Consider the following 22,317-nt stretch of genomic DNA (forward strand, 5'->3'; position numbering starts at 1 on the left):
AATGCACTCGATACCCAGCCAAGCTGGCAAACGGGCACTGATCACCGGCGCCAACACCGGCCTGGGGTACCAGAGCGCGCTCGCGTTGGCAGGGGCCGGAGCGGAAGTGGTGATTGCTGTTCGTGACACGGCAAAAGGCGACAAGGCCGCGCGCGCCATCATCGCCGCCCACCCGCGCGCCAGCGTCGAAGTAGCAAAGCTCGATCTCGCCGACCTGGCGAGTGTTCGCGACTTTGCGGCGGGCTTCAGCGGCAGCATCGACATTCTCATGGCGAATGCGGGCCTGATGCTGGTGCCCACACGGACACTGACGGTAGACGGATTCGAGATGCAAATGGGAGTCAACCATCTCGGCCATTACGCGCTGATCGGCCACTTGCTGCCGAATCTTCGCAAGGCGCCCGCGGCCCGAGTGGTGTCGCTGTCGTCCATGGCCCATCTGCAAGCTGGTCGCCTGGACCGCAGGCTGGGGGTGGAAGGCCCGTACACGCCCATGGGCCAGTATGGGCAGTCGAAACTGGCGAATGCGATGTTCGCCATCGAGTTCGACCGACGGCTGCGCGCTGCAGGCGAGAGCACCATCGCGCTCGCTGCGCATCCGGGATGGTCAGCCACCGATTTGTTCGGTCGCAAATACACCGACAAGCCGAATGCATGGGTGTTCTTTTCCCGCAAGATGACAGCGGTGCTCGGATCTTCCCCAGCAAAAGGTGCGCAGTCACAAATTGCGGCAGCCACCGCACCCGGCGCCGAGGGCGGCAGCTATCTCGGACCCAAGTACACGATTCGGGGCGCGCCGGGGGTGGCGCAGTTCTCCAAGTTCGCGCTGGACGCCGACGACGGAGCCTGGCTGTGGGAGGAGTCCGCTCGGCTGACCGATACGGATTTCGGCCTTTAACTCGCAGCAGGTGTCGGCAGCGCCAGGCCCCACCGGTGGGGTCGCTGACCCCACCGATGAAACTTGCTGGTTGTTTTCCCTGCGCTAGCTTTCCCTGCGCTAATTTTCCCTGCGGCGACCAGAAACTACCGCTCCCACCGCCAGAAGCACGACCACGACGGTGCCGCCGACTATCCAGGCCCACGAGGGGATCCCGGAGTCGGCTTCTCGGGCGACGGGAGTGTCTGGATTGGCAACACCCGTCCCGGCGGCGCTCAGGGTGAAGGTTGAGGTTCCCTCCACCGGATGGCCATCGGCAGAAATGATGCGAAATGCGACGGTGTAATCCCCAGCTGGGCCGAGAGGGCTCAGCGGCACGGTGACGGTGTTATTGAGGACAGCGATGGGGCTGCCCTGCCACCGACCCCCATCGGGGCCCGTGACGGTTACCAGAGGCTCGTAGTTCTGAACCGTTTGGTCGAATGTCAGCACAATTTCCGACGGGCCCACGCTCACTTGGGCTCCGTCCGCGGGGTTAGTGCCGGTCAAAGCGTTGTGGGCGAGGGCAGTGCCAGCGCCGAGTAGCGCGAGGACGCTGGCAATCACCGCCACTGCCGCGCCGCGAAGACTCAGAGCAGCCACCGATTTTATCTCTCTGCGGGCCACGATCAACTCTTCCCGCCGGCTTTCGGCCGCGCAGGGCCAGAACGGCGCCGCCAAGGCCCAAGGCGCCGAGGATGACGCCGACAATACCGAGAGTTCTTGCGGTCGAATCGTTTTCGCCAGCAGCCATCATCGGGGGAGTGTCCGCGGCGGTTACGGACACGCTGCCGGGCGCCGCAGCGCCATGGTGATCACCGGTTTCTTCACCGGAAATCGTCAGAACCGGTGCTGGATGATCAGGCTCATCGCCGCTGGCCGGCGTCGCCTCGTTCCAGGTCACTACTTTGCCGTCGCTGTAGGTCTGGACGGCCGCAAAGGTGATGGTCGGCACGGTGGGCACCGGGCCCACCGACAGGTCGAAATCGGCGAATTGGTTGGGGCTGATGCTGGCGCCCTTGTCTGCGGTAAAGACGACTTTGAGGATCGCTTCGTCGATGTTGGTGGTGCCCTGGCTGACGACGGCCGGCAGTTTCTCCTTCATCAGCTCCACGCTCCACCCTGGAGTTTGCTTGGCCCGGACGGAGGCGAACGGGGTATCAGCCGGAAGGTCGATTTCGACAGAAACGGTGCTGGCGGTGGGACTCTCGTTCGGAACGCGAAAGGTCAGCACGGTGTAGCCGCCAGCGGCCACGGTGGACGGGTTGACGCTGACGTGCGCGAGCGCGACGCCGGAGCCAAGTATCAGGGCAGCCGCGGTGGCGGCTACAACGGTGGTAGTTCGGGTGAAAACGGACATGAGGCTCCTTCGGCGCGCGGGGGCGCCTGACGGCTACGGAAATGGCGGGTGCGCGCAGCCACCGAGGGCGGCGCCCGGATGCGGCGCCCGAGGGCTGCGCCCGGATGAAGAATGAAAACGCGACTGCAAACTCGGGAGAAGTCGGCGAGTCGCAGTCGCGTCCTAGACCGCGGCTGGGGGCCCGCGGAGTGGCCTTGCGCGTCGAAGATTCCACTGCTGCGTGGAGGCGATCCGCGCGCTGACGACGACGACCCACGAGGGGGCGATATCGATCTGAGCGGCCGTTACCAGCCGGGGAAGACGTCGAAGTACCGCGGCGAAGAGGCCAAAAAGGAGTGTCTCGCCGCGCGCCAGCAGAGCGGCCGAACCGATGGCCGCTACTAGATGAAATGCGATCATGGGCCAAGCATGGAGTGCATGATCGTGGTGGCTGGAGACGGTGAAGACGAGGTGGAAGAGCACCTGGGCTCCGGACATCACCACGAACAGAGGCATAAAACTGCGAGGCTGCCGCGCAAAGGTTGTCAAAACTGCAGTGGTGATAACACTGACGGCCCCCAGAGCAGCGAGGTCGGGCATCGAACCACCGCCGAAGAGGTGCCCGATGACCGCAATCTGAGCCGCCAGCGCTGCCAGGACGGAGCAGCGCACGATGCGCCAACGCGAACTGGTGGGGCGGGACATACCCGTCAGGCTACCGGCCGGGCAACTGCTCTCTTTCTCGGTGAGAGGCTGCGAGGCGACGGTGTGAGGTGGGGATCACTGGTCAGGATGTGTGGGACAACTTTAGTGAGCTACCAGGTGATGCATCAATTGAGATTGCAGCTGGTCGAGCTCGCGCCCGATTGCGTCCAGCGTCGCACGCCGGCGGGATGCGGGCATAGGGGCCGCAGCGTGGGTGGCGATGGCGAGATTATGAAGTTGGTCATGGCATGTCTGGGAAAAGGTTTTCACGGCGGCATCGCCGGTGCGGGAGCTGCGAAGTTCTTCGACGGCGGCACTTACCGCATCAATCCGAGCCAACGTGCGGCCTGTGGGTCCTCGGTAGGCACCCACGCGTTCGACAGGGACGCCGAGCTCAGCGGCCCTGCGTTGATCCAATACTCCTCGAGCCCGCGCAATACCTTCGATGGCCAGGGGAGCGATGAGCGGAACGACAATTTTTCCGATCGACAGGTATCGCTTTGTTTTCTTAGGGTCTGTCAGGTTGGCAGTGATACCGGCAAGCCGACTGGTGGTAGCCACCGATGGCGTGGGGTGTGCGGCCGTGTTGTTTTTTCGCTTCTTCGTTCGAGCCATTTTCAACGCACCCCTCGGCCTCAGATTGTCAATAGCGCCAGCCTAGTAGGACCGCTCGTGCCTGTTCCCCAGCGCCGTGCGCCCGCAGCCCGCAGCATGCAACCCGTAGTCCGCAACCCGGCGGCCTACGATGGGTCGTGATGACCCAGAATGTGAGCGACGATGCGCAGACGGTGCGGTTGGGCCCGAGCGTAGCCAGCCGTTGTCGCAGGCGGGTGCACCTGGACGGTGATCCCGCAGCAGATCGGTCGGCCAAGACGTTGCCCGACAGCACCTTTCAGCTCAGGATGTCCGATCTGGCGCGCCACCGCGAGGAGGTGCTGAGCCGATTCCAGGAGCAACTTCCCCCGCGGGACAGCGCAGACTGTGGCGAAGAGCCCCAGTGGACGCCGCAGTCGCTCGAACGGCCAGCGCTCCTTCGGGGCATCACGCTTCGCTCCCAGCACCGCTATGGCGTCATCGACGTTTTGCTGTGGAACGGTGATGGGTACCTGCCGGTAATTATTCGTGGGCATCGCACCCTTGACGTGGGCGCCGGCGCTAGCGTTTCCACGCTGCGGGACCCGCTGGGTATTGAGATATCTAGCAACCGAAAGTTGCGGCCGCAGCCGCGAGATGTGATGGTGCTCGCGCATTTTGCCCGCTTGCTTGCCGAACTGGGTCTCGGCTCGACGCGTGCGATGGGCGGAGTCATCGGGCGCGGGGGCCGACCGGGGATTCCGAGACCATTTCCTGGCACCGGCTGGATGGCCTGGGTGCCACCGCCTTGACCGAATACGACGAGCGATTTGCCGACAGATTGCTCGTGGCAACTGCAGCGGCGACGGGGCAGCCGGCGTTGGCGTACCCGAGCAGGATCGCAGAGTGCAGGCGCTGTCCATGGGATACCGTCTGCACAGCCGAAATGGTTGCTAGCAAGGATATCTCGCTCGTCGCACCGGGTATCGACGCCGTAGTGTTGCGAGCGGGCGGCCTGTTCACCATTGATGATCTCGCGGACTCAGATCCCGCCTACGTTCAGAGCCTCCCGCTGACGGCCCTGCGTCGGGATGAGGCTGTGATTCGGGCAAGGGCGTGGCAGCACTCGGTCAGTCTTGTCCGACGACGTGACGACGTGGTGGTGCGCAGAGCTGATATCGAACTTGACGTGGACATGGAATCGTACGTCGAGGATGGCGCCTACCTCTGGGGGACTCTGCTGTCTGGAAGCGTGGCGGGCATGGAAGCCATTGCGCGCGAGGGCTTCTCGCAAGGATATCTAGCTTTTGCCACCTGGGAGATGGTGCCGACGCCGGATGAGGGCAGGGCCTTCGCGCAATTTTGGCAGCACCTGACCGCCCTGCGGGAGTTGGCAGCCAGCAACGGATTGACCTTCGCGGCATATTGCTATTCCCGTGCGGCGGAGGAGCGGTGGCTCAAGTCGACACCGGTGCGGTACCCGGATGTATCGGGGATGCCAGGTAGCGCCAGCATCGCCGAATTCATCGCGACTGCGGACTGGGTGGATTTGTATGCCGTCATCGGCGCGGAGTTCTTAGTTCCGGGTTCACGCAGATTGAAAGCTTTGGCGCCGATAGCCGGGTTTCACTGGCGCGACCCGGAAGCAAGCGGCGAGAACTCGATGGCCTGGTACCGGTCCGCAGTCGGAGCCGACGGGCATCCTCCCGATCCAGCACTGAAGGACCGCCTTCTGCAGTACAACGAGGACGATGTCCTCGCCACGCACGCCTTACGCAACTGGATGAGCGGCGCAGCGGGTGAACAGACTCCGACCATCGCGCAGCTCATGCGGTGACCTACTTTTTCGCGAGCACCCGCCCGGCCACGAGCGATGCGGCCGCGGTCATGCCTGCCGCGCTCAGGACGGCTGGCCAGGCGCCGATCTTCTTTGCTAATGGGTGGCTGGCTCCGAAGGACCCGGTATAAATCAGGCCCAAGGCGAACGACGCGGGGCCACCCAGTGCATCCTTCCAGCGCTTACCCGCGATCGCGCCCGCGCCCGCGAGCACGGCCCCGCCCAATTCACGCTTTTTGGTCGTAGTTGCCACGGCGTAGCCGCCGACCAGTCCGATGGTGGTGATCACTTCGATCGGCAGTGCCATGGTGACTTCCTTCTGTTGTCGGTTCGAGGCGGCCCGCGCGTGAGCAGGAACAGCCGAGCCCCATTCTTCCCTGCCGGTTTCCGGCCGCGAGGGCTGCCCCACATCACTAGAATTCGGTGGCCCCTTCACACAACAACTTCCTGCTGGTATTCTTCTAATCGTACAATCGAACGATAAGCCCTGTCGATGGGCCGTCAACTGGGAGCGACCTTGTATCTGCTGCGAAAGCCCATCCTCGCGCTGTCGGCCAATACCAAGGTCCGCGACATTCTCACTAAGGCGCCAGTGACCAGGGCGGTAGTGGCGCGGTTCATCCCCGGCGACGATACGGTCAAGGCGGTGAAGACCGTCGCTGATGTCCGCGCCAAGGGCATGCAGGTCAGCCTCGACTTTTTGGGCGAAGGCGTCAGCACGCTAGCGGATGCGAAAGCAACCGTCGCGGCGTATGTCGAACTGCTGGATCAACTTCAAGCAGCCACACTTATTGCTGGAGCAGAAGTTTCGGTCAAACTCTCGGCAGTCGGACAGTCGCTGCCCGGGGGCGACATCATCGCTTTGGAACATGCAAGGCAAATCGTCACGAGCGCTTACAGCAGGGGCGCCCGCGTCACATTCGACATGGAAGATCACACCACCGTCGACTCCACCCTGCAGACGCTGTTTGCTATTCGGCAAGACTTCCCGGATGTCGGAGTCGCAATTCAAGCAATGTTGCATCGCACAGCGGACGATCTGGAAAAGCTGACAGGTAGAGGTTCTCGGGTTCGACTTGTCAAAGGTGCCTACAACGAACCGGAACAGGTTGCCTACCAAGGCGCCGAAAATGTCGACCTCGCCTATGTGCGCGCGCTCAAAATTCTGATGGCGGGGGATGGGCATCCGATGGTCGGCTCACACGATCCGCGACTCATCGCTATCGCCGGCCAGCTCGCCCGTGAATCCAATCGAACGCCCGACAGCTATGAGTTCCAAATGCTTTTCGGCATTCGCACCACAGAGCAGGAACGCCTCGCAGCCGAAGGTAATACAGTGCGGATTTACCTCCCCTACGGAAGCGACTGGTACGGCTACTTCACGCGCCGACTTGCTGAGCGACCGGCCAACCTGCTTTTCTTCGTGCGCTCGATGCTCACCAAGAGCTAGTCCCACCAGACATTTCAGGCTGAAAAACTCAGAAAATCCAAGGAGATCGATAATGGACGGTTACACCTGCCCACCTGCCCCGATTAACGAGACGGTGCTGAACTATGCGCCGGGCAGCGTGGAGCGCGGCGAACTACTGCAAGCGCTGCAGTCCTTTTCCGGTCCACTGGAACTACCGGCAGTGATTGGCGGGGTCCGTCGGCAGGGCGGCGGAGCCAGCTTCGATGTCGTTTCCCCGCAGCGCCACTCGCGAATCCTTGGACACAGCGCTCACTCCACGCAGGCAGATGCGCGCGATGCGATCACGGCGGCAACGGCGGTCGCCCACGAGTGGCGCGCACTCGACTTCGACGATCGCGCAGCCATCATTTTGCGGGCCGCTGATCTTTTGACGGGCCCGTGGCGGGCGCGCATCAATGCCGCCACCATGCTCGGCCAAGGTAAAACTTCCTATCAGGCGGAAATCGATGCGGCCTGCGAATTAGCCGACTTCTGGCGCTTCAACGTGCATTTCGCCAAGCAGGTGCTGTCCGATCAGCCCATTGCACACTCAAAGGGTATCTGGAACAGAACCGACTACCGCCCGCTTGAGGGCTTTGTGTACGCCATCACCCCCTTCAACTTCACCGCGATTGCCGCGAACCTTCCTACCGCAGCAGCCCTGATGGGCAATGTTGTTGTGTGGAAGCCGTCACCGACGCAGCAGCTGGCCGCGTCCCTCACCCTGGATTTGCTCAGCGAGGCAGGACTGCCCGACGGCGTCATCAACATGCTGCCCGGTGATGGGATCGCAGTGTCCGAGGTGGTGTTGGCTGACCCGGCGTTGGCAGGTATTCACTTCACCGGTTCCACGAAGACCTTCCAGTACCTATGGGGCCAGGTTGGCGCGAACATTGCTTCCTACAACACGTATCCCCGTCTGGTCGGCGAAACCGGCGGTAAAGATTTTATCCTGGCGCATGCAAGCGCCAACGTCGACGTGCTGCGGACGGCCATGGTGCGTGGCTCGTTCGAGTACTCCGGGCAAAAGTGCTCCGCCGCCTCTCGGGCATTCGTGCCAAAGTCGTTGTGGTCCACCCTCAGGGACGACTTGGCCTCCGAGACAGATGGTCTCGCTGTGGGCGATCCGGAGAACTTCGCAAACTTCACGTCCGCGGTGATTGATGAGCGTGCCTTTGCCAAGCAAAAAGCTGCCATCGATAGGGCCCACGCCACCGCCGGTATTGAGGTTCTCGCCGGCGGCACCTACGACGATTCAGAAGGGTACTTCGTCCGCCCGACGGTCTTGGTATCCGACGACCCGACTGACGAAATCTTCAGCACCGAATACTTCGGTCCGATTCTTGCCGTCCATGTTTACGATGATGAAAAGTTCGATTCCGTCATTGATCTCGTGGATAAGGGCTCGAAATATGCCCTCACTGGCTCGATCATCTCCGGCGACCGCACGGTTGCTGCCAGGGTCGCCAACGATTTGCGCTTCGCTGCCGGCAACTTCTACATCAACGACAAACCAACCGGTGCGGTCGTTGGTCAACAGCCATTCGGTGGGGCCCGGGCTTCGGGTACCAACGACAAGGCCGGTTCTGCGCTCAACCTGATGCGGTGGACGTCGCCCCGCTCCATCAAAGAAACGTTCGTCCCCGCCAAGACCTCCGGGTATCCGCACCAGGACTGAGTGGGGCGTGGTCAGGGCCGGGAGGGCAAGGATTTGTCCTCCCGGGCGGCGGGCGCCAGGAAGACCACCAGCAGCACGGCGACCGCCACTACTAACAAGGCCCTGTCCAGCGGCCAGACGCGGGTGAGCTGCCCGATCAGGGGTGCGCCGAGCAGAAAGCCCGTGTAGCCGATCGTTGATACCAACGCGATGGCCCGTGGGCCGCGCCCAGGGATCTCCCCGGCGGCGGAGACGCCGCTGGGGAAGACCACTGCTAAGCCCAAGCCCCAGCAACCAGCGCCGATCAAGGCCGTTACCGGCGAGTTGACCAAGCACAACAGCAGGATTCCGAAGCTCGCCACACCACCGCTCACCCGCAGAATCGGAACACGGCCCATCCGCGCGATCATCTTGCCGCCGATAACGCGGCCGATGCCCATCGTGAGGTTGAAACCTGCCAGGGTGAGAGCGCCGAAAGCTTCGGCTACGCCGCGAGTGTCAACTAATACGAGTCCGAGCCAGTCGTTGGCAGCGCCCTCACCCATCGCTGTTGCAAGCACGATGATGCCGAGCACTATTTCTCGCCGAGACGCACCAGGCCGCGACTCACCGGGCCGCGCAGAAACACTGGAACTATCAGCGTTACTGCCGACATCTGTGACACGGTCTTCGACCGGAACCGCATCGGAGACGAAATATTTAGTACAGACAAACAACGCGGTAACCATGAGGGCGCCAACGACGGGGAATTGCACTTGCGTCGAGATGTCCGCAGCGGCGCAGGCGGCACCCATCAGAGCTCCGGTTACTGCTCCGAAGGAGAAGAGTGCGTGCAGCATAGGCATTAACACCCTTGTGCGACGCTGCTCCACCGTCACGCCCTGGACGTTCATCGCCACGTCCCAGACGCCGAGACCTAGACCGGCGAATAGTAGACACAGCCCGAGCGCGAACACCGACGGCATCCAGGCCACCGCTGTCCACGCGCCGAGCGCAAGGGTGCCGGAAACGCGGCAGACGAGGGCTGACCCGAAACGTTCGGTCAAGCGCCCGGTGAATGGCATCGCCAGGATGGATCCAATACCCACGCATACCAGCGCGAGCGAGAGCTGAGCCAAACTCGCTCCAATATAGGCGCGAATGGACGGCATTCTCGAAAGTACGGAAGCAAAGAAGAGCCCGTTGACGGCAAACGACGTCGCGACTGCAAAGGGTGATCCCAGGTACGCGCGATCCTGCGCGGTGGTCGGCGAGCTCATGCGGCCGGGGGGAAGATGTGATCGATGGCGACGAGGTCGGCGGTGGTGGGAACCCACGCATCTGCCGCTGCTGCGTTCGCCTGGATCTGGGCGGGGGTGGTGGCTCCGGCGATTACCGATGACACGCTCGGCTGCGCAAGAAGCCAACCGAAAACTAGCTCTACCATGGTGATGTCGCGCTCCCGCGCCAACGACGCAAGGGCTTCGAGCTGATCGAACGGTGCAGTGTCGAACAGGTGCGGTTTTAGATCGGTGATCCGGCTGTCCGCTGGACGATGGTCTCGGGTGTATTTGCCCGTCAGGAGTCCGTTTGCCAAGGGGTAAAACGGCAACACTCCCACTCCGAAAGCCCTGGCAGCCGGTAGTAAATCGACTTCGATCCGACGGTTGAGGAGGGAATAGTCGTTCTGCGCCGAGATAAACCCCTCGTACCCGCCCGAGCGCGCCGTCCAGTCAGCGTCGGCGAGTTGCCACCCGCTGAAGTTGGAATGGCCGAAGTAGCGGATCTTGCCTTCGCGGACCAATTCGGTCAGCGCCGAGATCGTTTCCGCGATTGGGGTCGCGGGGTCGGGTTCGTGCTGCTGGTAGAGGTCGATCCAGTCGGTGCCGAGCCGTGATAGGGAGCCTTCGACTGCTGTGCGGATGTAGCGTCGAGATCCCCGCGCGCCGAAGTCGGGCCCGTTCAACCCTTGCGCATCCATCCCGAATTTGGTTGCCACGACAACGTCTCCGCGGCGCTTACCCAAAGCTTTGCCGAGCAGTTCCTCACTCAAACCGGGCTGCGCACCGTAAATGTCGGCCGTATCGAACAACGTGATCCCAGCGTCCACCGCTGCCGAAATCAGCAGCGCGCACCCCGGCAATGTTGCAGTCACAGTTCCCTTGCGGCCCAAGTTATTACAGCCCAAGCCGGTGGCGGAAACCGCCAGCCCGGAGTTACCCAGGCGGCGCAGAGAGGGAGCGGTGCGGGTATTCATCACCTGCTCACTCTAAGTCAGTCCCTGGATAGGCCCAGCTGCCAATCGTCGATGTACTTGGCCGCGAAACCGGCCTCGGTGTAGGCGAGGTAGAAATTCCACATCCGGACGAACGTCTCATCGAATCCGAGAGCCGTTATCTCATCGAGCTTGTCGTTGAAACGATGACGCCACTCCTGCAGGGTCTTTGCGTAGGAAAGTCCAAGCCTGCGTGACTCGGTTACCCGAAGTGTGGTGGTATCCAGCGCGGAATCAATGGCCTTGAGACTTGGTAACACCCCTCCGGGGAAAACATATTTATGCACCCACGTGTAGCTGTTGCGGGTAGCCAGCAGTCTCTCGTGTTCGATCGTGATCGCTTGTAGACCCACCTTGCCGCCGGGGACCAGCAGCCGATCGATGCACTGAAAATAGTCCGACCAATACTTCTCGCCCACGGCCTCGATCATTTCGACGCTGACCACTGCGTCGTAGGTGCCACGGTGGTCGCGGTAGTCCTCCAGCAGAACACTGATTTTATCGGTGAGACCTGCTTTCGCGATCCGCTTTTCAGCCAACGCCTTCTGCTCCACCGACAATGTCAACGTGGTCACTCGCACCCCGCGTTGCTGCACTGCGCGGATGGCGAGGCCACCCCAGCCGCTGCCGATCTCTAAAATGTGCATCCCTGGCTGGACATTGGCTAGGTCCAGGATGCCGTCGATCTTGCGTTCCTGCGCTGCCTCCAAAGTCACGCTGTGCTCACCGCCGCGAGCGTCCGCAGCGTCATACCAAGCGGAGGAGTACATCATCGAGTCGTCAAGGAATGTCGAGAACAATTCGTTCGACAGGTCGTAGTGGCGGTGGATGTTTTCCACGGAGCCGTGGACGGTGTTCTCCTCCGAAGGGGGCTGCACCATTTGCCAACCATTTCGGAGTTTTTGCAAAGGCTTAGGCACCAACGAGCTCATCCGGCCCGCCATCACGGTGAGCGCGGCGGCCAGAACGTCGGTGGCTTCGTTAATTTCGGTTCCGCTCAGCGGTGTGCCACCGGGAATCCAGCCGCGGGTGGTCATATCGCCCGTCATCCACGCCTCGCCGAAACCGATCAGACCGTCGCGGCCGAGGCGCGCGAAAAATGCATCGGGGCGGACGATGTTCAGTTCCGGACCACCGGTGCCCCACACTGTGCCATCTGGGAAGACCATGCTGATCGGCAGCTTCGCGATCGCGCCCTTGATCACGGCGGCGGCAATGCGCGCGTGGGCCGGGCCGCGAGGGACCTGCGCCAACCCCGGCCAGACACCCGAAGACGGTTGCGGGATGTCGCGGTCGCGGGTGGGTGAGAGAAGTCCCATGAAATTCCTCCTGGTACCGACAAGGCATGATCTGTGTACTGCTGAGATTCGGTGCGCCGGCCCGCACAGTTTGGTACATGTGCCCTCTTGCCACTGGCCAGGACGTGAAGCACGCCCTGCGCACCAACGAGCAGCCCAGATCATGACTGGACCATGAGAGAAGTGCAATTCGCTCCCGGCCCGCTCTGATCCAACTGCCCACAGGCATCATGGCGCAGGCATCATGGCGCAGGCATCATGGCGCAACGGCGCAGTTGAGCGCACACTTGAAGAGCACCCTCTCGATTCGACCCGCAAACGAGGCAGCCATGTTCAGATCAGCCGGACGCACCCCGGATTTGCTTCCCGTACTTTCCCGCGGAAAGCATCGCAGCCCGAAGCAGGGCGCGTGTTTCATGGAGTTCGCTTCTTTCCTGGCCGGAGAGAAATGGAGCGACCACCCGTCATGTACGCACCCGGTGTTGTCTGCGCTGGCGCGAAATGTGAATGACTGCACCGGGGATGAGGCGCGTAAGTGCTTGACCCCGCTGATTCCAGCCGTCGTCGGGCTCAACCCCGCCGGGTCGCGTCCGGATGCCTTGATTGCGCTGCGCTGCGCCCGCATCGCACTCCCCGTGGTGTCCGTGGAGCGCGCCCACGTGATGGCGGTTGCCGTGTATGCGGCAGAGCAGGAGCTGTCCCGACTTGATGGGCGCCCGCGCGGGTACCTCAGCCCGCAATCGGAAGAAGCTCTTGCCATGGCGCCTTCGTCAGCCAAGTGGGCTGCTTCGTTCGTTGCCCAGGTTGACGCCGGAATGCACGGTGGCCGGCGGGAGGATTCGCAATTTCGGCAGCAAGTGGCTTTGAACGTCGTTCGTAGTGCTGTCCCCGGTGTGCGAGATGCGTGTGTACGAAACCCCGAAGAGCTGATGCTGGAGATGTTATCGGGCGCCATCACCGATCTTCAGGCTCTCGTCGAAGTCCCCGTCCAAGATGAAGTTCCCGCCACCGCCAAGGCAGAGGGTGGTCTCACTCGCGGCAGTGGCGATGATGCTCGACGCAGACTTCATGCAGACGTCTAGCACTCGGGCGGGCTACCGACAGCCGCCGGTGGGATGATGTGCGGGTGACCAATCCTGCGATACCCGAAATCCCGGTAAGCGAACTGCCCTCTGACGCAGTCCTGCTCGATGTTCGTGAGGCCGACGAGTGGGCCGCTGGGCACGCTCCGTCGGCAGTCCACGTCCCCATGTCAGCGTTGGCGGAGCGCCTGGACGACCTCCCCGAGGGTGATCCGATATACGTCATTTGTCGATCCGGTGGCCGCTCGGCGCGAGTGACCAGTTACCTCAACACCCACGGGTGGAACGCCGTCAACGTTGCTGGCGGGATGTCTGCCTGGGCGCTGTCGGGTGGCGCCATGGTGGCGCAGGGCCCAGCGGCGCCAGAGGTGTTGTAGACCGTTGACCAGCCCGCCAGCTGCCGCGCACTGCGTGCGCTGTGGTCGTTTTCAACCCGCGTTCAACCCGCCAGCGGTGTGGTGTGTTTACTGCCGGGGGCCGGTTTCTACTCCTGCCCGGCAGCACTGGATAGCGAGCTCTCCCGTAGTTCCGCAACTAGCAACCGAGTCCCCGCGCGCGCGGGCGCCTTACGCCGGGCCGCCGTCCTACCGAGGCTCGATACCGAGGTGGGGATTTCCCGCAGTGACGTGGAAACAGCTACCAGCCGCCGGCGCCGCACGCCCCGTCGACGCCCCCGTTGCGGCCCTGCGCCTCTCCGTGTTTTTGGCCATCGCCACCGGTGTGTTGTGTGTCGTGGCCGCTGGCGCTCAGACCTGGCGGTTCGCTCTGATGACCCGGGGCAGGACCGAGGTGTTGCTCGCGGGCGACGTGACGGCCAGCGACGCGCTGGTGGTAATCGCCGGGTGGGCGGCGCTGATCCTTGCCCTTGCCACCGTTCTCGCGCTGTTGCCAGCGCTGGGGCGCACCATTGAATTTGCCGCGGCGCGCGCTGGCCTCACCCCATCCCGCACCGCCGGGCAGCGTGTGGGCTGGTTGCTCGTCCCTGGCTGGAACCTTTACGGTGCGGGGGAAGTGCTCGGAGAAGCCGACGCACTGCTGCGGGTGTCAGCGTCGACCCATCGTGGGCTCGTTGACCCGCGCAGAGAGGTTGCAGGACAACTCATCTCACACTTGCCGCTGCGGGCAAGCAGAAAACTTGTGGTGTGGTGGTCGCTCTGGCTGATCAATGGGCTGCTGGCCATCGCAGTCCTGCTTCGCGGGTATTTTGGCACCAGCGAGCAGGGGATCGCTGACACCGTCGAATTGCACATTGCACTGAATGTTTCTGCCTCCGCGGTGGCAGTAGCAACAGCGGTATTACTCACCGGATTCTTACGGGTGATCACCCCGAAACGCGAGAGGGGTTTGCAGGGATGGGTGCTGCTGCCGCCGCATGCTGGAGCTGAAGGTGGCGCGGTACTCGCTGACGCAGTGCGAAAAAAGTAATCCGCTGGCGCGCGGCATCGACGCGGCAAGTTCAGCGTGCCGCGTCGACTACCGTTATCCCCGTGGCCTCCAAGACATCCAAGCGCTCCGCTGCCCCTGTTTCCACCGACGTATCTGCGGCTAACCCGGAAGCGGTCAGCCCGCGCAGTCCCTGCCCTTGTGGTTCGGGTCGCCGGTTCAAGGCCTGCCACGGATCCGCAGACGCGGCCAACCTCATCGTGGCGCGGCCGTTTGAGGGCTTAGCTGCCGAAACAGAATTGATCGCGCTGCGCGAGTTCGTGCCGTCGGCGTCTGCTCCGCTGACATTGATCGGCGCCGACGTGAACACCCCGAAAATAACGTTGGGAACCGTGCTTCCCGCGGCCGCCGCGGCACTTACTCGCTCCGATGGCTCGATCCTCCTGGGGATGCAGGTCCAGACTCACACCGGCGACCTCTCGCGCGATCTCGCGGCCGCGCTCGAGTGGGCACTCGCCGCGCCCCCGTCGTCCGTGTTGTCGGTAGTGGGACGCGCCACCGTCGGTAAGCGGTTCGGGGACCTTGTGCTGGATGAGCCACTAGAGATCACCGTGCACCAGGATTTTGGCTGGTGGCTTGAAACCGAAGCCGAAGCCGGCAGCGAAGTTGCGACGTCACTAGAGCGGGCCAACACCGCGATCATGCCCACCGAACGGATCGCCGGTTTGGCCGGCGCGTACTGGGTCGATGCTGGCGAAAAGGCACACCTGCGCTGGGTCCGTCCGGAAGAGGAAGCGGATCTGATGGCTGCGCTGGCACGCCTTTCGGCAGCGGGCGAACTCGATCTCGGCGAAGGTAGCCGCTATGTCGGATCTTTCCGCGCGCATGGCCGCCTCGTCCCTGTATGGGACCTCGATCACGACGCGCATCCCAGCGAATGGGAGGCCCCCACGCTGGCATTCGGTGCCAGGTTGGATGAGGCGCTGGCCGCTACCGAGCCGTTGACCGCTGCCCAGAGACGGGCGCGCGATGGAATTTTCGGGCGCCAGTTCACCCTTCGTTAGGGCCGGTTTTGCGCTGACTTGCCGCAGGTGGAGCCGGGGCGAACTATCCCAGCAATGACGTAAACCAGTCGGTGAAGGCGCTGTAGCCCACAAAGCTCACCACGTCCATCAACGTATGCGCGATGATGAGCGGCCAGATCCGTCGCCAGCGCAACCATGCGTAGCCAAAGACGAGGCCCATCAGCATATTTCCGACAGCTTGTCCCGGACCCTGATACAGGTGGTAGGACCCACGAAGCAGCGCAGACATACCCAGTGCGACCCAAGGGTTGACGCGGAGCTGACGCAGTCGGGTCAGCAGGAACCCGACCACCAGCACCTCTTCCAGGAAGCCGTTCTTGAAAGCGGCCAGCACGAGTACCGGGACCGCCCACCAGTTGCTGTCCAGGGTGGCGGGCTGGACTTCAAGGTTGAACCCGAGTCGGTAGGCGAGGATGTAGAAGGCAATCCCGGGAATACCGACCGCTGAGGCAAGCCCCACGGCCCCCACAAGTCGCGCCACGGGCGTTTTCGATCCATCCCGAGCCGCGTGGCGATGTCCATACCGGATCGCCAGAGCAAAAACAGTCCGAGCAGACCCCACGCGATCCCGACAGAAATGCTGACCAGCTGCAACGCGAGATCGACCACGGATTGTGACGACTGGGAGGTGACAATCGCGACCTTTTGCCCAGCAAGCGGGGTGGGTTTGGTGGCGGCATCGATGAGGGTGATCAGGGCTCGTACGCCACTGGCCCCCAGGGTAATCGCGAAGACCACCACCAGTTCCCATTTAATGGATCGGGTGGTGTCCGGCCTCGGCAGGAAGTCAGTATCTACGGAGCTGCGTGCAGCAAGGTTTTTCATAGCAAACTCCACCCTAATGAGATCGTGTTTCGCGAGTGTGCCTACAGGGGTGGAATGTGATGTGAAGGCATCAGGGACTGGGTGCGGCGCAGGCCAAGATAGTCTGATCAGTGTGACGCAGCGCTGGGCATATCTCGGACCGGAGGGGACCTTCACTCAGCAGGCGGTTCTGACATTGCGAGAGCAGCTTTCAGCAGCGGAGCAGTCTGTGGCAGGGCAGCGACTACTGCAGGAGGACATTTCCACAGGGGGTCTCCTGCCACCCACGGAGCTCCTTCCGGCGGCGGGGATTGCGAAAGCGATAGCGGCGGTGCGATCGGGGACTGTCGACGCAGCCTGCGTGCCGCTGGAGAACTCTGTTGAGGGTTCGGTTCCGCTGACGCTTGACGAATTGACGCACGGCGATCCGCTAGTGATCGTGGCCGAAACGTACGTGCAGATCACCTTCGACCTCTTGGTCCGCCCCGGCACCGCGATTGCCGATATCCGCTCTGTGGGGTCCCACCCCCATGGTCACGCTCAGGTCCGCGGCTTTGTCACCGCCACGCTTCCCGATGCCGAGAGCGTGGTGTATTCCTCCACCGCGGCCGCTGCCGAGGCTGTCCTTGCGGGCGGATTGGATGCTGCCGCGGCCGCCCCCTTGGCCGGTCGGAAATACGGCCTGGAGTCTGTTGCCACCGATATCGGCGAGGTGCGCGGCGCCGTGACGCGCTTCGTTTTGTTGCGCCGGCCCAGCCCGCCACCGCCGGCCACCGGCAACGATCGCACCTCCCTCGTGGTGTTTGTCGATAACCAACCGGGGACGCTTCTCGCGGTGCTGGCCGAGTTGGCCAATCGTGGAATCAACCTGACGCGCCTGGAGTCTCGGCCCTCGCGGGTGAAAATGGGCGAATACTACTTTTTGCTCGACGCCGACGGCCACGTCAGCGAACCCGCGATGGCAGAAGCGATCTCGGCGTTGCACCGAAGGTCCGCGGGCCTGCGCTATTTAGGTTCTTATCAACGGGCGGTGGGTGCGGCGGGCCCGGTTCCGCCCTATGCCAGCACCGAAGCCTTCGCTGCTGCAACAGCTTTCGTCGCTAGCATCACAGCAGGGGAGACATCCTGATGAAGCTTATTCTGATTCGACACGGGGAAACGCCTGCCAACGTCGCGGGCGAGCTCGATACCGCGGTACCCGGTCCGGGGCTCACGGAGCGGGGGATGGAACAGGCCGCTGCGCTGGTGGATCGATTCCGCGGGGTCGACTTTGACGTCATTTACGCCTCCACGCACACGCGTGCCCAGCTAACGGCCGCCCCGCTGGCTGCTGACCGCGCCACTGAGGTGCTGATTCGGTCCGGTTTCCGGGAGTTTTCGGTGGGTGCCTTGGAGAAGCGGTCCGACCCGGAAGCCTTGAGCATCTTTATCGAAACCGTCAAGCGCTGGATCTTGGGTGATACCGAACTGTCGATGGCGGGTGGTGAATCTGCGGCCGACATCGTGCGCCGATTCGATGCGGAGATTGCTGAGGTCGCTGCCACTGGGGTGCAGACAGCCGTGATCGTGAGTCACGGTGGTGCGCTGCGCATTTGGGCGGCAGCGCGAGCGAATAATATCGACACCGATTTCGCGCTGGCGAACTATCTGGTCAACACCGCGGTCGTCATCCTCGAAGGTAATCCCCAACAGGGATGGCACTGCGCCTCCTGGGATTTAGCTCCAGAACACCACTAAAAATCTTGGTGATCTATCCTGACGGTCATGTCAGCATCCTCCATCAACCCGCGGGATCTGCGGGTCTCTGACGCCGAGCGTTCGCACGTCATGGCGATACTGGAAAAAGCAACTGGGCGGGGACTCCTCACCTTGAACGAGTACTCCGACCGGTCCGCTGCGGCTGTCACAGCAAAGACCAGGGCCGAACTGAACTCGGTGCTCGTCGATCTCCCGGGAATACTGGTCGCAGGCCGCGAGCTTCATCCGCCCACTTCGCCCTAGAGCCGAGCGGTCGGTGGATCACTGCGAGCCGATCAGTCGAGTTCGTCACTCCACGGCGGGTTGGCGCCAGCGCGGGAAACGGTGATGGCCGCCACACGGGAGGCGAACTCGAGCGCATCCTGAAGTCCTTGCCTCGTCAGCGATTCCAGGCGGCCGCCCAACTGTCCGGCCTGCGCCAGATAGTGCAAAAGCCCTCCGTGAAAGGAATCCCCCGCGCCGACGGTGTCCACGACGCTTCTTCCCGCAACCGGCACCCGGACGGTTTCACCGCGTAAGGAGGCAAAGGCTCCGTCGGCGCCGAGGCTGATCACCACGAGCACCACACCCTTGGCATGCAACAACTGAGCAGCTTCTTCGACGCTGGTACCGGGCCACAGGTCGATCAAATCGTCCTCCGAGAGGCGCACGATGTCGGCAAGCTTTGCCCAACCGTCGATTCGCGCGCGGTAGTGCTCGACCGGCACCAATAGCGTCCGGAGGTTGGGGTCAATCGATACCGTCAGGTTTTGGCGCTGTACTGCAAGGAGGTTTTCGATGACGGCGCCGGACGGCTGCAACGCTAACGCCAGCGTGCCCGTATGGATTGCCACTGGCTGCTCCGGTTGCGCACTGACTAGGGTTCCCAATTCGGCGGCGGTCCACGCCCAGTCCGCGGTGCCCGACACGTAGAACTCGTAGGACGCGGCGCCGTTGTCGTCCAACTTCGCGATTGCCAAGGTAGCCGGCTCGACAGCGGCGACCGACGCAGTGAGGTCCACGCCGGAATCTTCCAAATGCGCTTTACACAGCTGGCCGAGTGCGCCGGTAGAAATGCGGCCGGCGAACCGAGCGGTAGTGCCCAGCCGTGCCAGGGCTACGGCAAAGTTGGCAGGCCCACCGCCGGGGTGAACTGTCAAATGCGCTGCGCCGTCACGGATGCCGTCAGCCGGCAGGACCGCGTCGGCCACGATTTCGCCAACAACTGCAATGGTGGTCACGGATGCCCTCTTTCTTGGTCGTCAAGGTGGTTACCTTCTCCTGCGTCACAAACGTGCGGAGGCCACAGACATCGCACCCTTGCCCCGCTACCTGCTACCCCCAGCCGAGATCGTGCAGAGTGTCGTCATCGATCCCGAAGTGGTGCGCCACTTCATGGATGACGGTCGTGATGACTTGTTGCCGGGCAGCCTCGTAATCGGTGGCGCGGCTCAAAATGGGATCGCGGTAAATGGTGATGGTGTCGGGTAACTGGCCCGAGTAGTGGCTGTTGCGCATGGTCAAAGCAACCCCGTGATAGAGCCCGTAGAGGCTGCGTGTGGGGTGGTGCGGCTCGATCAACACCACGACGTTATCCATCGCCTCGGTGAACTTGACGGGGATCATGTCCAGTGCCTCGCTGACGAGATCGTCAAATTCCCAGTCTTCCAAATCCAGTGCCATACCGACCATGATGCCCGCTGTGGGCGGCGAGAGCGCTCAAGGTCACCCTGGGCGCGGCACTTCTCGCTTAGTAGTTACCCCTGGGTCGCAGATAGGCTGACCGGCGTGATTGATCTGCGCATCGTTCGTGACACCCCCGACATTGCCCGCACCTCCCAGGTGGCCCGCGGCGCCGATCCGGCCGTAGTCGACCGCCTGGTAGCTGCCGACGCGGCTCGCCGAGTTGCGGTCGCCGCCGCCGACGAGCTGCGCGCGGAACAAAAGGCGTTTGGCCGGACGGTCGGCAAAGCCACCCCCGCTGAGCGACCCGCGTTGCTGGTCCGCGGCAAGGACCTGGCCGCAAGCGTTGACGTTGCACAGGCGACGGAGACGGTAGCCAACGCGGAGCTGCTCGCTGCGCATAAGGCGATTCCGAACCTCATCTCGCCGGAGGCACCGCACGGCGGCGAGGAAGACTTCGTGCTCATCAAACATGTGGGAACGCCAGCCGAACCCGACTTCCCGATGCTGGACCATGCGGAGCTGGGCGAAAAACTTGGCGCTATCGACACCGTGCGAGGCGCAAAGGTTTCCGGCGCACGCTTTTACTTTCTGCGGGGGGTCGGAGCTCAGCTGCAACTGGCGATGCTGAATCTGGCTATCTCGCAGGCGCTCAAACACGGTTTCATCCCGATGATCCCGCCAGTTTTGGTAAAGCCAGAATCGATGGACGGCACCGGATTCCTCGGCGAACACAACGACGAGGTCTACCACTTGCCGTCCGACGACCTCTTCCTGGTCGGCACCTCCGAAGTGCCGATGGCGGCCTACCACTCCGGTGAAATTCTGGACCTGGGCGATGGTCCGATCCGGTATGCCGGCTGGTCCTCGTGTTTCCGCCGCGAAGCGGGTTCGTACGGCAAAGACACCAAAGGCATTCTGCGAGTGCACCAGTTCGAGAAGATTGAAATGTTCTCGTACTGCAGGCCGGAGGAGGCAGAGGCCGAACACCTCACGCTGCTGGCGATGGAAGAGGAAATGCTGGGGTTGATGGATGTGCCTTATCGCGTTATCGACGTAGCTGCTGGCGACCTCGGGACTTCGGCGGCTCGCAAATTTGATTGCGAAGCCTGGGTCCCCACGCAACAGGCGTACCGCGAGCTGACATCGACGTCGAACTGCACCACGTTCCAGGCCCGCAGGCTGAACGTGCGATACCGCGACGACGACGGCAAACCGCAGATCGCCGCAACATTGAACGGGACGCTAGCGACCACTCGCTGGCTGGTGGCGATCCTGGAGAACCATCAGCAGCGCGACGGTTCGGTCAAGGTCCCCGCCGCGTTGCAGCCATTCATGGGTGGCGTTGAGGTTATGGAACCGAAATAACCGACAGAGTCCAGCTGCGGCATACGCGCTGCACCGTTACCGCCGCGTTGCTGCCACCGGCGGGTCGGCTGACCACGGGAACGTGATCCACAGATTCGTTTCTCGCCAGGAATAGTCCGGCGCGATAATGGTTCGCGGTTTTGTATAGATGACGGCTGAGCGCGCTGCATCGGCATGCGGGCGCACCAGATCCATCACCAGCGCCAGAGTGCGGCCTGAGTCTGCGACGTCGTCGACGACCAACAACTTTTTATTCGCCAGCGCGTCCGTGTCGAGTAACGGCGCCAACACCAACGGGTCCGGGAGTGTCTGATCGATGTCGGAATAGAACTCCACATTCAGTGTTCCGGCTGCCTTGGTACCGAGCGCGCACGACAACGATCCGGCTGGTAGCAAACCGCCGCGGGCAATCGCGATCACAATGTCCGGAACGAAGCCGCTGTCGGCGATCATCTGGGCCAGCTCCCGCGAAGCGACGCCGAATCTCTCCCAGGTCAACACCTCCCGGGCCGGTGCCGGGGCGTGGTCGAACTCAGGGGTATCCATGCCGCGCTAACCTACCCGCGCCCGGCACCCTAGGCAGGCTCTGCTTCGCTGCCACGCCGGTGTAGGTAATCGCCACGGAAGTACAGCAACGGGTTCGTTGCGTCCTCGTCCGGGAAATCGGTGTCGAGATCGAGGACATCGGCGACCACGATGGTGTGGTCGCCGCCGTCGTATTCCGCACGCAGGGAGCAGTCGACCCACGCCAGAACTCCCGGCAGAATCGGGGAACCGGCTGGCCCGCTGATGTACTCAAGCCCGGCGAATTTGTTGCGTCCGTCACTGGAGCTGATCGCGAAGTTGTCGGAGAGTGCGTCATGGTCGGCGGTCAAAATATTGATGCAGAACCTGCCGATATCCCGGATCTGCGCCCACGTCCCCGAGGTGCGTGCGGGACAAATCGAGACCAGCGGCGGCGTGAGCGACACCGAAGCGAAGGTTTGACAGGTAAAGCCGATCGGTCCGTGGGGGCCCAGCGCCGTCACCACGGTGACGCCCGTACCGAAGTTGCCGAGCACGTCCTTCATCATCCGCGGGGTGACTCCGGAGTCCGTGGCGCGGCCCGTGGCGCGTGCGGCTTCTCTCATGATGGCCATTCTATGG

At 62.8% G+C, this 22,317-nt stretch carries 25 protein-coding genes and 1 pseudogene; 13 read left to right on the top strand and 13 right to left on the bottom strand.

Features of this window, described 5'->3' with window-relative positions; genetic code table 11:
- Position 1 precedes the first annotated feature (1 nt).
- Entirely contained in the window at positions 2–898 is an 897-nt protein-coding gene (locus EH165_RS01405) for an oxidoreductase (RefSeq protein WP_124797709.1), read from the top strand.
- Between the two features lie 99 nt (positions 899–997).
- Here EH165_RS01405 and EH165_RS01410 read toward each other — a convergent pair whose 3' ends face one another.
- From EH165_RS01410 to EH165_RS01425, 4 genes are all read right to left on the bottom strand, one after another.
- On the bottom strand, positions 998–1,489 hold the full coding sequence (locus EH165_RS01410; protein ID WP_239020643.1) for a copper resistance CopC family protein: 492 nt from the start codon (positions 1,487–1,489) through the stop codon (positions 998–1,000).
- Entirely contained in the window at positions 1,413–2,276 is an 864-nt protein-coding gene (locus EH165_RS01415; RefSeq protein WP_124797710.1) for a YcnI family copper-binding membrane protein, read from the bottom strand. The genes EH165_RS01410 and EH165_RS01415 overlap by 77 nt, the downstream gene beginning before the upstream one ends.
- A 162-nt stretch (positions 2,277–2,438) precedes the next feature.
- A complete protein-coding gene (locus EH165_RS01420; protein WP_124797711.1) occupies positions 2,439–2,960 on the bottom strand; it encodes a hypothetical protein in 522 nt (173 codons plus the stop codon).
- Between the two features lie 102 nt (positions 2,961–3,062).
- Complete coding sequence (locus tag EH165_RS01425; protein WP_124797712.1) at positions 3,063–3,575, bottom strand: DUF6474 family protein; 513 nt, start codon at positions 3,573–3,575, stop codon at positions 3,063–3,065.
- 140 nt (positions 3,576–3,715) lie between these two features.
- On the opposite strand from EH165_RS01425, the gene EH165_RS01430 reads away from it, so the two are divergent.
- Together EH165_RS01430 and EH165_RS01435 are read left to right on the top strand one after the other, a co-directional pair.
- Positions 3,716–4,345, top strand: a complete 630-nt coding sequence (locus tag EH165_RS01430) for a hypothetical protein (RefSeq protein WP_124797713.1) — start codon at positions 3,716–3,718, stop codon at positions 4,343–4,345.
- A gap of 35 nt (positions 4,346–4,380) precedes the next feature.
- The gene (locus EH165_RS01435; RefSeq protein ID WP_239020761.1) at positions 4,381–5,370 is read left to right on the top strand and encodes a TM0106 family RecB-like putative nuclease; all 990 of its coding nucleotides are present in this window, start codon (positions 4,381–4,383) and stop codon (positions 5,368–5,370) included.
- A gap of 1 nt (position 5,371) precedes the next feature.
- Here EH165_RS01435 and EH165_RS01440 read toward each other — a convergent pair whose 3' ends face one another.
- Complete coding sequence (locus EH165_RS01440; RefSeq protein WP_124797715.1) at positions 5,372–5,677, bottom strand: hypothetical protein; 306 nt, start codon at positions 5,675–5,677, stop codon at positions 5,372–5,374.
- A 216-nt stretch (positions 5,678–5,893) separates the two neighbouring features.
- Here EH165_RS01440 and EH165_RS01445 point away from each other — a divergent pair, with 216 nt between their 5' ends.
- Together EH165_RS01445 and pruA are read left to right on the top strand one after the other, a co-directional pair.
- Entirely contained in the window at positions 5,894–6,820 is a 927-nt protein-coding gene (locus EH165_RS01445; RefSeq protein ID WP_124800225.1) for a proline dehydrogenase family protein, read from the top strand.
- Positions 6,821–6,872: 52 nt separating this feature from the next.
- Positions 6,873–8,498 (top strand): L-glutamate gamma-semialdehyde dehydrogenase, encoded by a 1,626-nt coding sequence (gene pruA, locus EH165_RS01450; protein WP_124797716.1) that lies wholly within the window; start codon positions 6,873–6,875, stop codon positions 8,496–8,498.
- Positions 8,499–8,509: 11 nt separating this feature from the next.
- Here pruA and EH165_RS01455 read toward each other — a convergent pair whose 3' ends face one another.
- The 3 genes from EH165_RS01455 to EH165_RS01465 are packed head-to-tail and all read right to left on the bottom strand — an operon-like array spanning position 8,510 to position 12,050.
- A complete protein-coding gene (locus EH165_RS01455) occupies positions 8,510–9,736 on the bottom strand; it encodes an MFS transporter (RefSeq protein WP_124797717.1) in 1,227 nt (408 codons plus the stop codon).
- Entirely contained in the window at positions 9,733–10,713 is a 981-nt protein-coding gene (locus tag EH165_RS01460; RefSeq protein WP_124797718.1) for an aldo/keto reductase, read from the bottom strand. The genes EH165_RS01455 and EH165_RS01460 overlap by 4 nt, the downstream gene beginning before the upstream one ends.
- A gap of 17 nt (positions 10,714–10,730) precedes the next feature.
- Positions 10,731–12,050 carry an SAM-dependent methyltransferase gene (locus EH165_RS01465; protein WP_124797719.1) on the bottom strand — a complete coding sequence of 440 codons (1,320 nt, stop codon included), beginning with the start codon at positions 12,048–12,050 and terminating at the stop codon, positions 10,731–10,733.
- A 308-nt stretch (positions 12,051–12,358) separates the two neighbouring features.
- Here EH165_RS01465 and EH165_RS01470 point away from each other — a divergent pair, with 308 nt between their 5' ends.
- The 4 genes from EH165_RS01470 to EH165_RS01485 all read left to right on the top strand — a co-directional run bounded on the left by EH165_RS01470 (position 12,359) and on the right by EH165_RS01485 (position 15,558).
- Positions 12,359–13,111: a hypothetical protein gene (locus EH165_RS01470; RefSeq protein WP_206426045.1), complete on the top strand. Its 753-nt coding sequence runs from the start codon at positions 12,359–12,361 to the stop codon at positions 13,109–13,111.
- 44 nt (positions 13,112–13,155) lie between these two features.
- A complete protein-coding gene (locus EH165_RS01475; protein WP_124797720.1) occupies positions 13,156–13,488 on the top strand; it encodes a rhodanese-like domain-containing protein in 333 nt (110 codons plus the stop codon).
- 244 nt (positions 13,489–13,732) lie between these two features.
- Entirely contained in the window at positions 13,733–14,536 is an 804-nt protein-coding gene (locus EH165_RS01480; RefSeq protein WP_124797721.1) for a DUF4328 domain-containing protein, read from the top strand.
- Between the two features lie 62 nt (positions 14,537–14,598).
- Positions 14,599–15,558 (top strand): DUF5926 family protein, encoded by a 960-nt coding sequence (locus EH165_RS01485; protein ID WP_124797722.1) that lies wholly within the window; start codon positions 14,599–14,601, stop codon positions 15,556–15,558.
- A 43-nt stretch (positions 15,559–15,601) separates the two neighbouring features.
- Here EH165_RS01485 and EH165_RS16715 read toward each other — a convergent pair.
- Positions 15,602–16,404: pseudogene (locus tag EH165_RS16715) on the bottom strand (CPBP family intramembrane glutamic endopeptidase).
- Between the two features lie 112 nt (positions 16,405–16,516).
- On the opposite strand from EH165_RS16715, the gene pheA reads away from it, so the two are divergent.
- From pheA to EH165_RS01505, 3 genes are read left to right on the top strand one after another with little or no spacing between them, the layout of a single operon-like run.
- Positions 16,517–17,512, top strand: coding sequence for a prephenate dehydratase (gene pheA / locus EH165_RS01495; RefSeq protein ID WP_239020646.1), 996 nt, complete (start codon positions 16,517–16,519; stop codon positions 17,510–17,512).
- Positions 17,512–18,120, top strand: a complete 609-nt coding sequence (locus EH165_RS01500) for a histidine phosphatase family protein (RefSeq protein ID WP_124797724.1) — start codon at positions 17,512–17,514, stop codon at positions 18,118–18,120. Before pheA ends, EH165_RS01500 begins: the two co-directional genes overlap by 1 nt.
- Positions 18,121–18,147: 27 nt before the next feature.
- The gene (locus EH165_RS01505) at positions 18,148–18,384 is read left to right on the top strand and encodes a DUF1707 SHOCT-like domain-containing protein (protein ID WP_124797725.1); all 237 of its coding nucleotides are present in this window, start codon (positions 18,148–18,150) and stop codon (positions 18,382–18,384) included.
- A 32-nt stretch (positions 18,385–18,416) separates the two neighbouring features.
- Here EH165_RS01505 and EH165_RS01510 read toward each other — a convergent pair whose 3' ends face one another.
- The gene (locus EH165_RS01510; protein ID WP_124797726.1) at positions 18,417–19,361 is read right to left on the bottom strand and encodes a carbohydrate kinase family protein; all 945 of its coding nucleotides are present in this window, start codon (positions 19,359–19,361) and stop codon (positions 18,417–18,419) included.
- A 94-nt stretch (positions 19,362–19,455) separates the two neighbouring features.
- Positions 19,456–19,803 (bottom strand): metallopeptidase family protein, encoded by a 348-nt coding sequence (locus EH165_RS01515; RefSeq protein ID WP_124797727.1) that lies wholly within the window; start codon positions 19,801–19,803, stop codon positions 19,456–19,458.
- Between the two features lie 105 nt (positions 19,804–19,908).
- On the opposite strand from EH165_RS01515, the gene serS reads away from it, so the two are divergent.
- Positions 19,909–21,171 carry a serine--tRNA ligase gene (serS, locus tag EH165_RS01520; RefSeq protein WP_124797728.1) on the top strand — a complete coding sequence of 421 codons (1,263 nt, stop codon included), beginning with the start codon at positions 19,909–19,911 and terminating at the stop codon, positions 21,169–21,171.
- Between the two features lie 36 nt (positions 21,172–21,207).
- On the opposite strand, the gene EH165_RS01525 is transcribed toward serS, so the two are convergent.
- Together EH165_RS01525 and EH165_RS01530 are read right to left on the bottom strand one after the other, a co-directional pair.
- Entirely contained in the window at positions 21,208–21,717 is a 510-nt protein-coding gene (locus EH165_RS01525; protein ID WP_124797729.1) for a phosphoribosyltransferase, read from the bottom strand.
- A gap of 29 nt (positions 21,718–21,746) precedes the next feature.
- A complete protein-coding gene (locus EH165_RS01530; RefSeq protein ID WP_206426046.1) occupies positions 21,747–22,301 on the bottom strand; it encodes a flavin reductase family protein in 555 nt (184 codons plus the stop codon).
- Between the last annotated feature and the right edge of the window lie 16 nt (positions 22,302–22,317).

This window comes from Nakamurella antarctica (assembly GCF_003860405.1).
Lineage (GTDB): Bacteria > Actinomycetota > Actinomycetes > Mycobacteriales > Nakamurellaceae > Nakamurella > Nakamurella antarctica.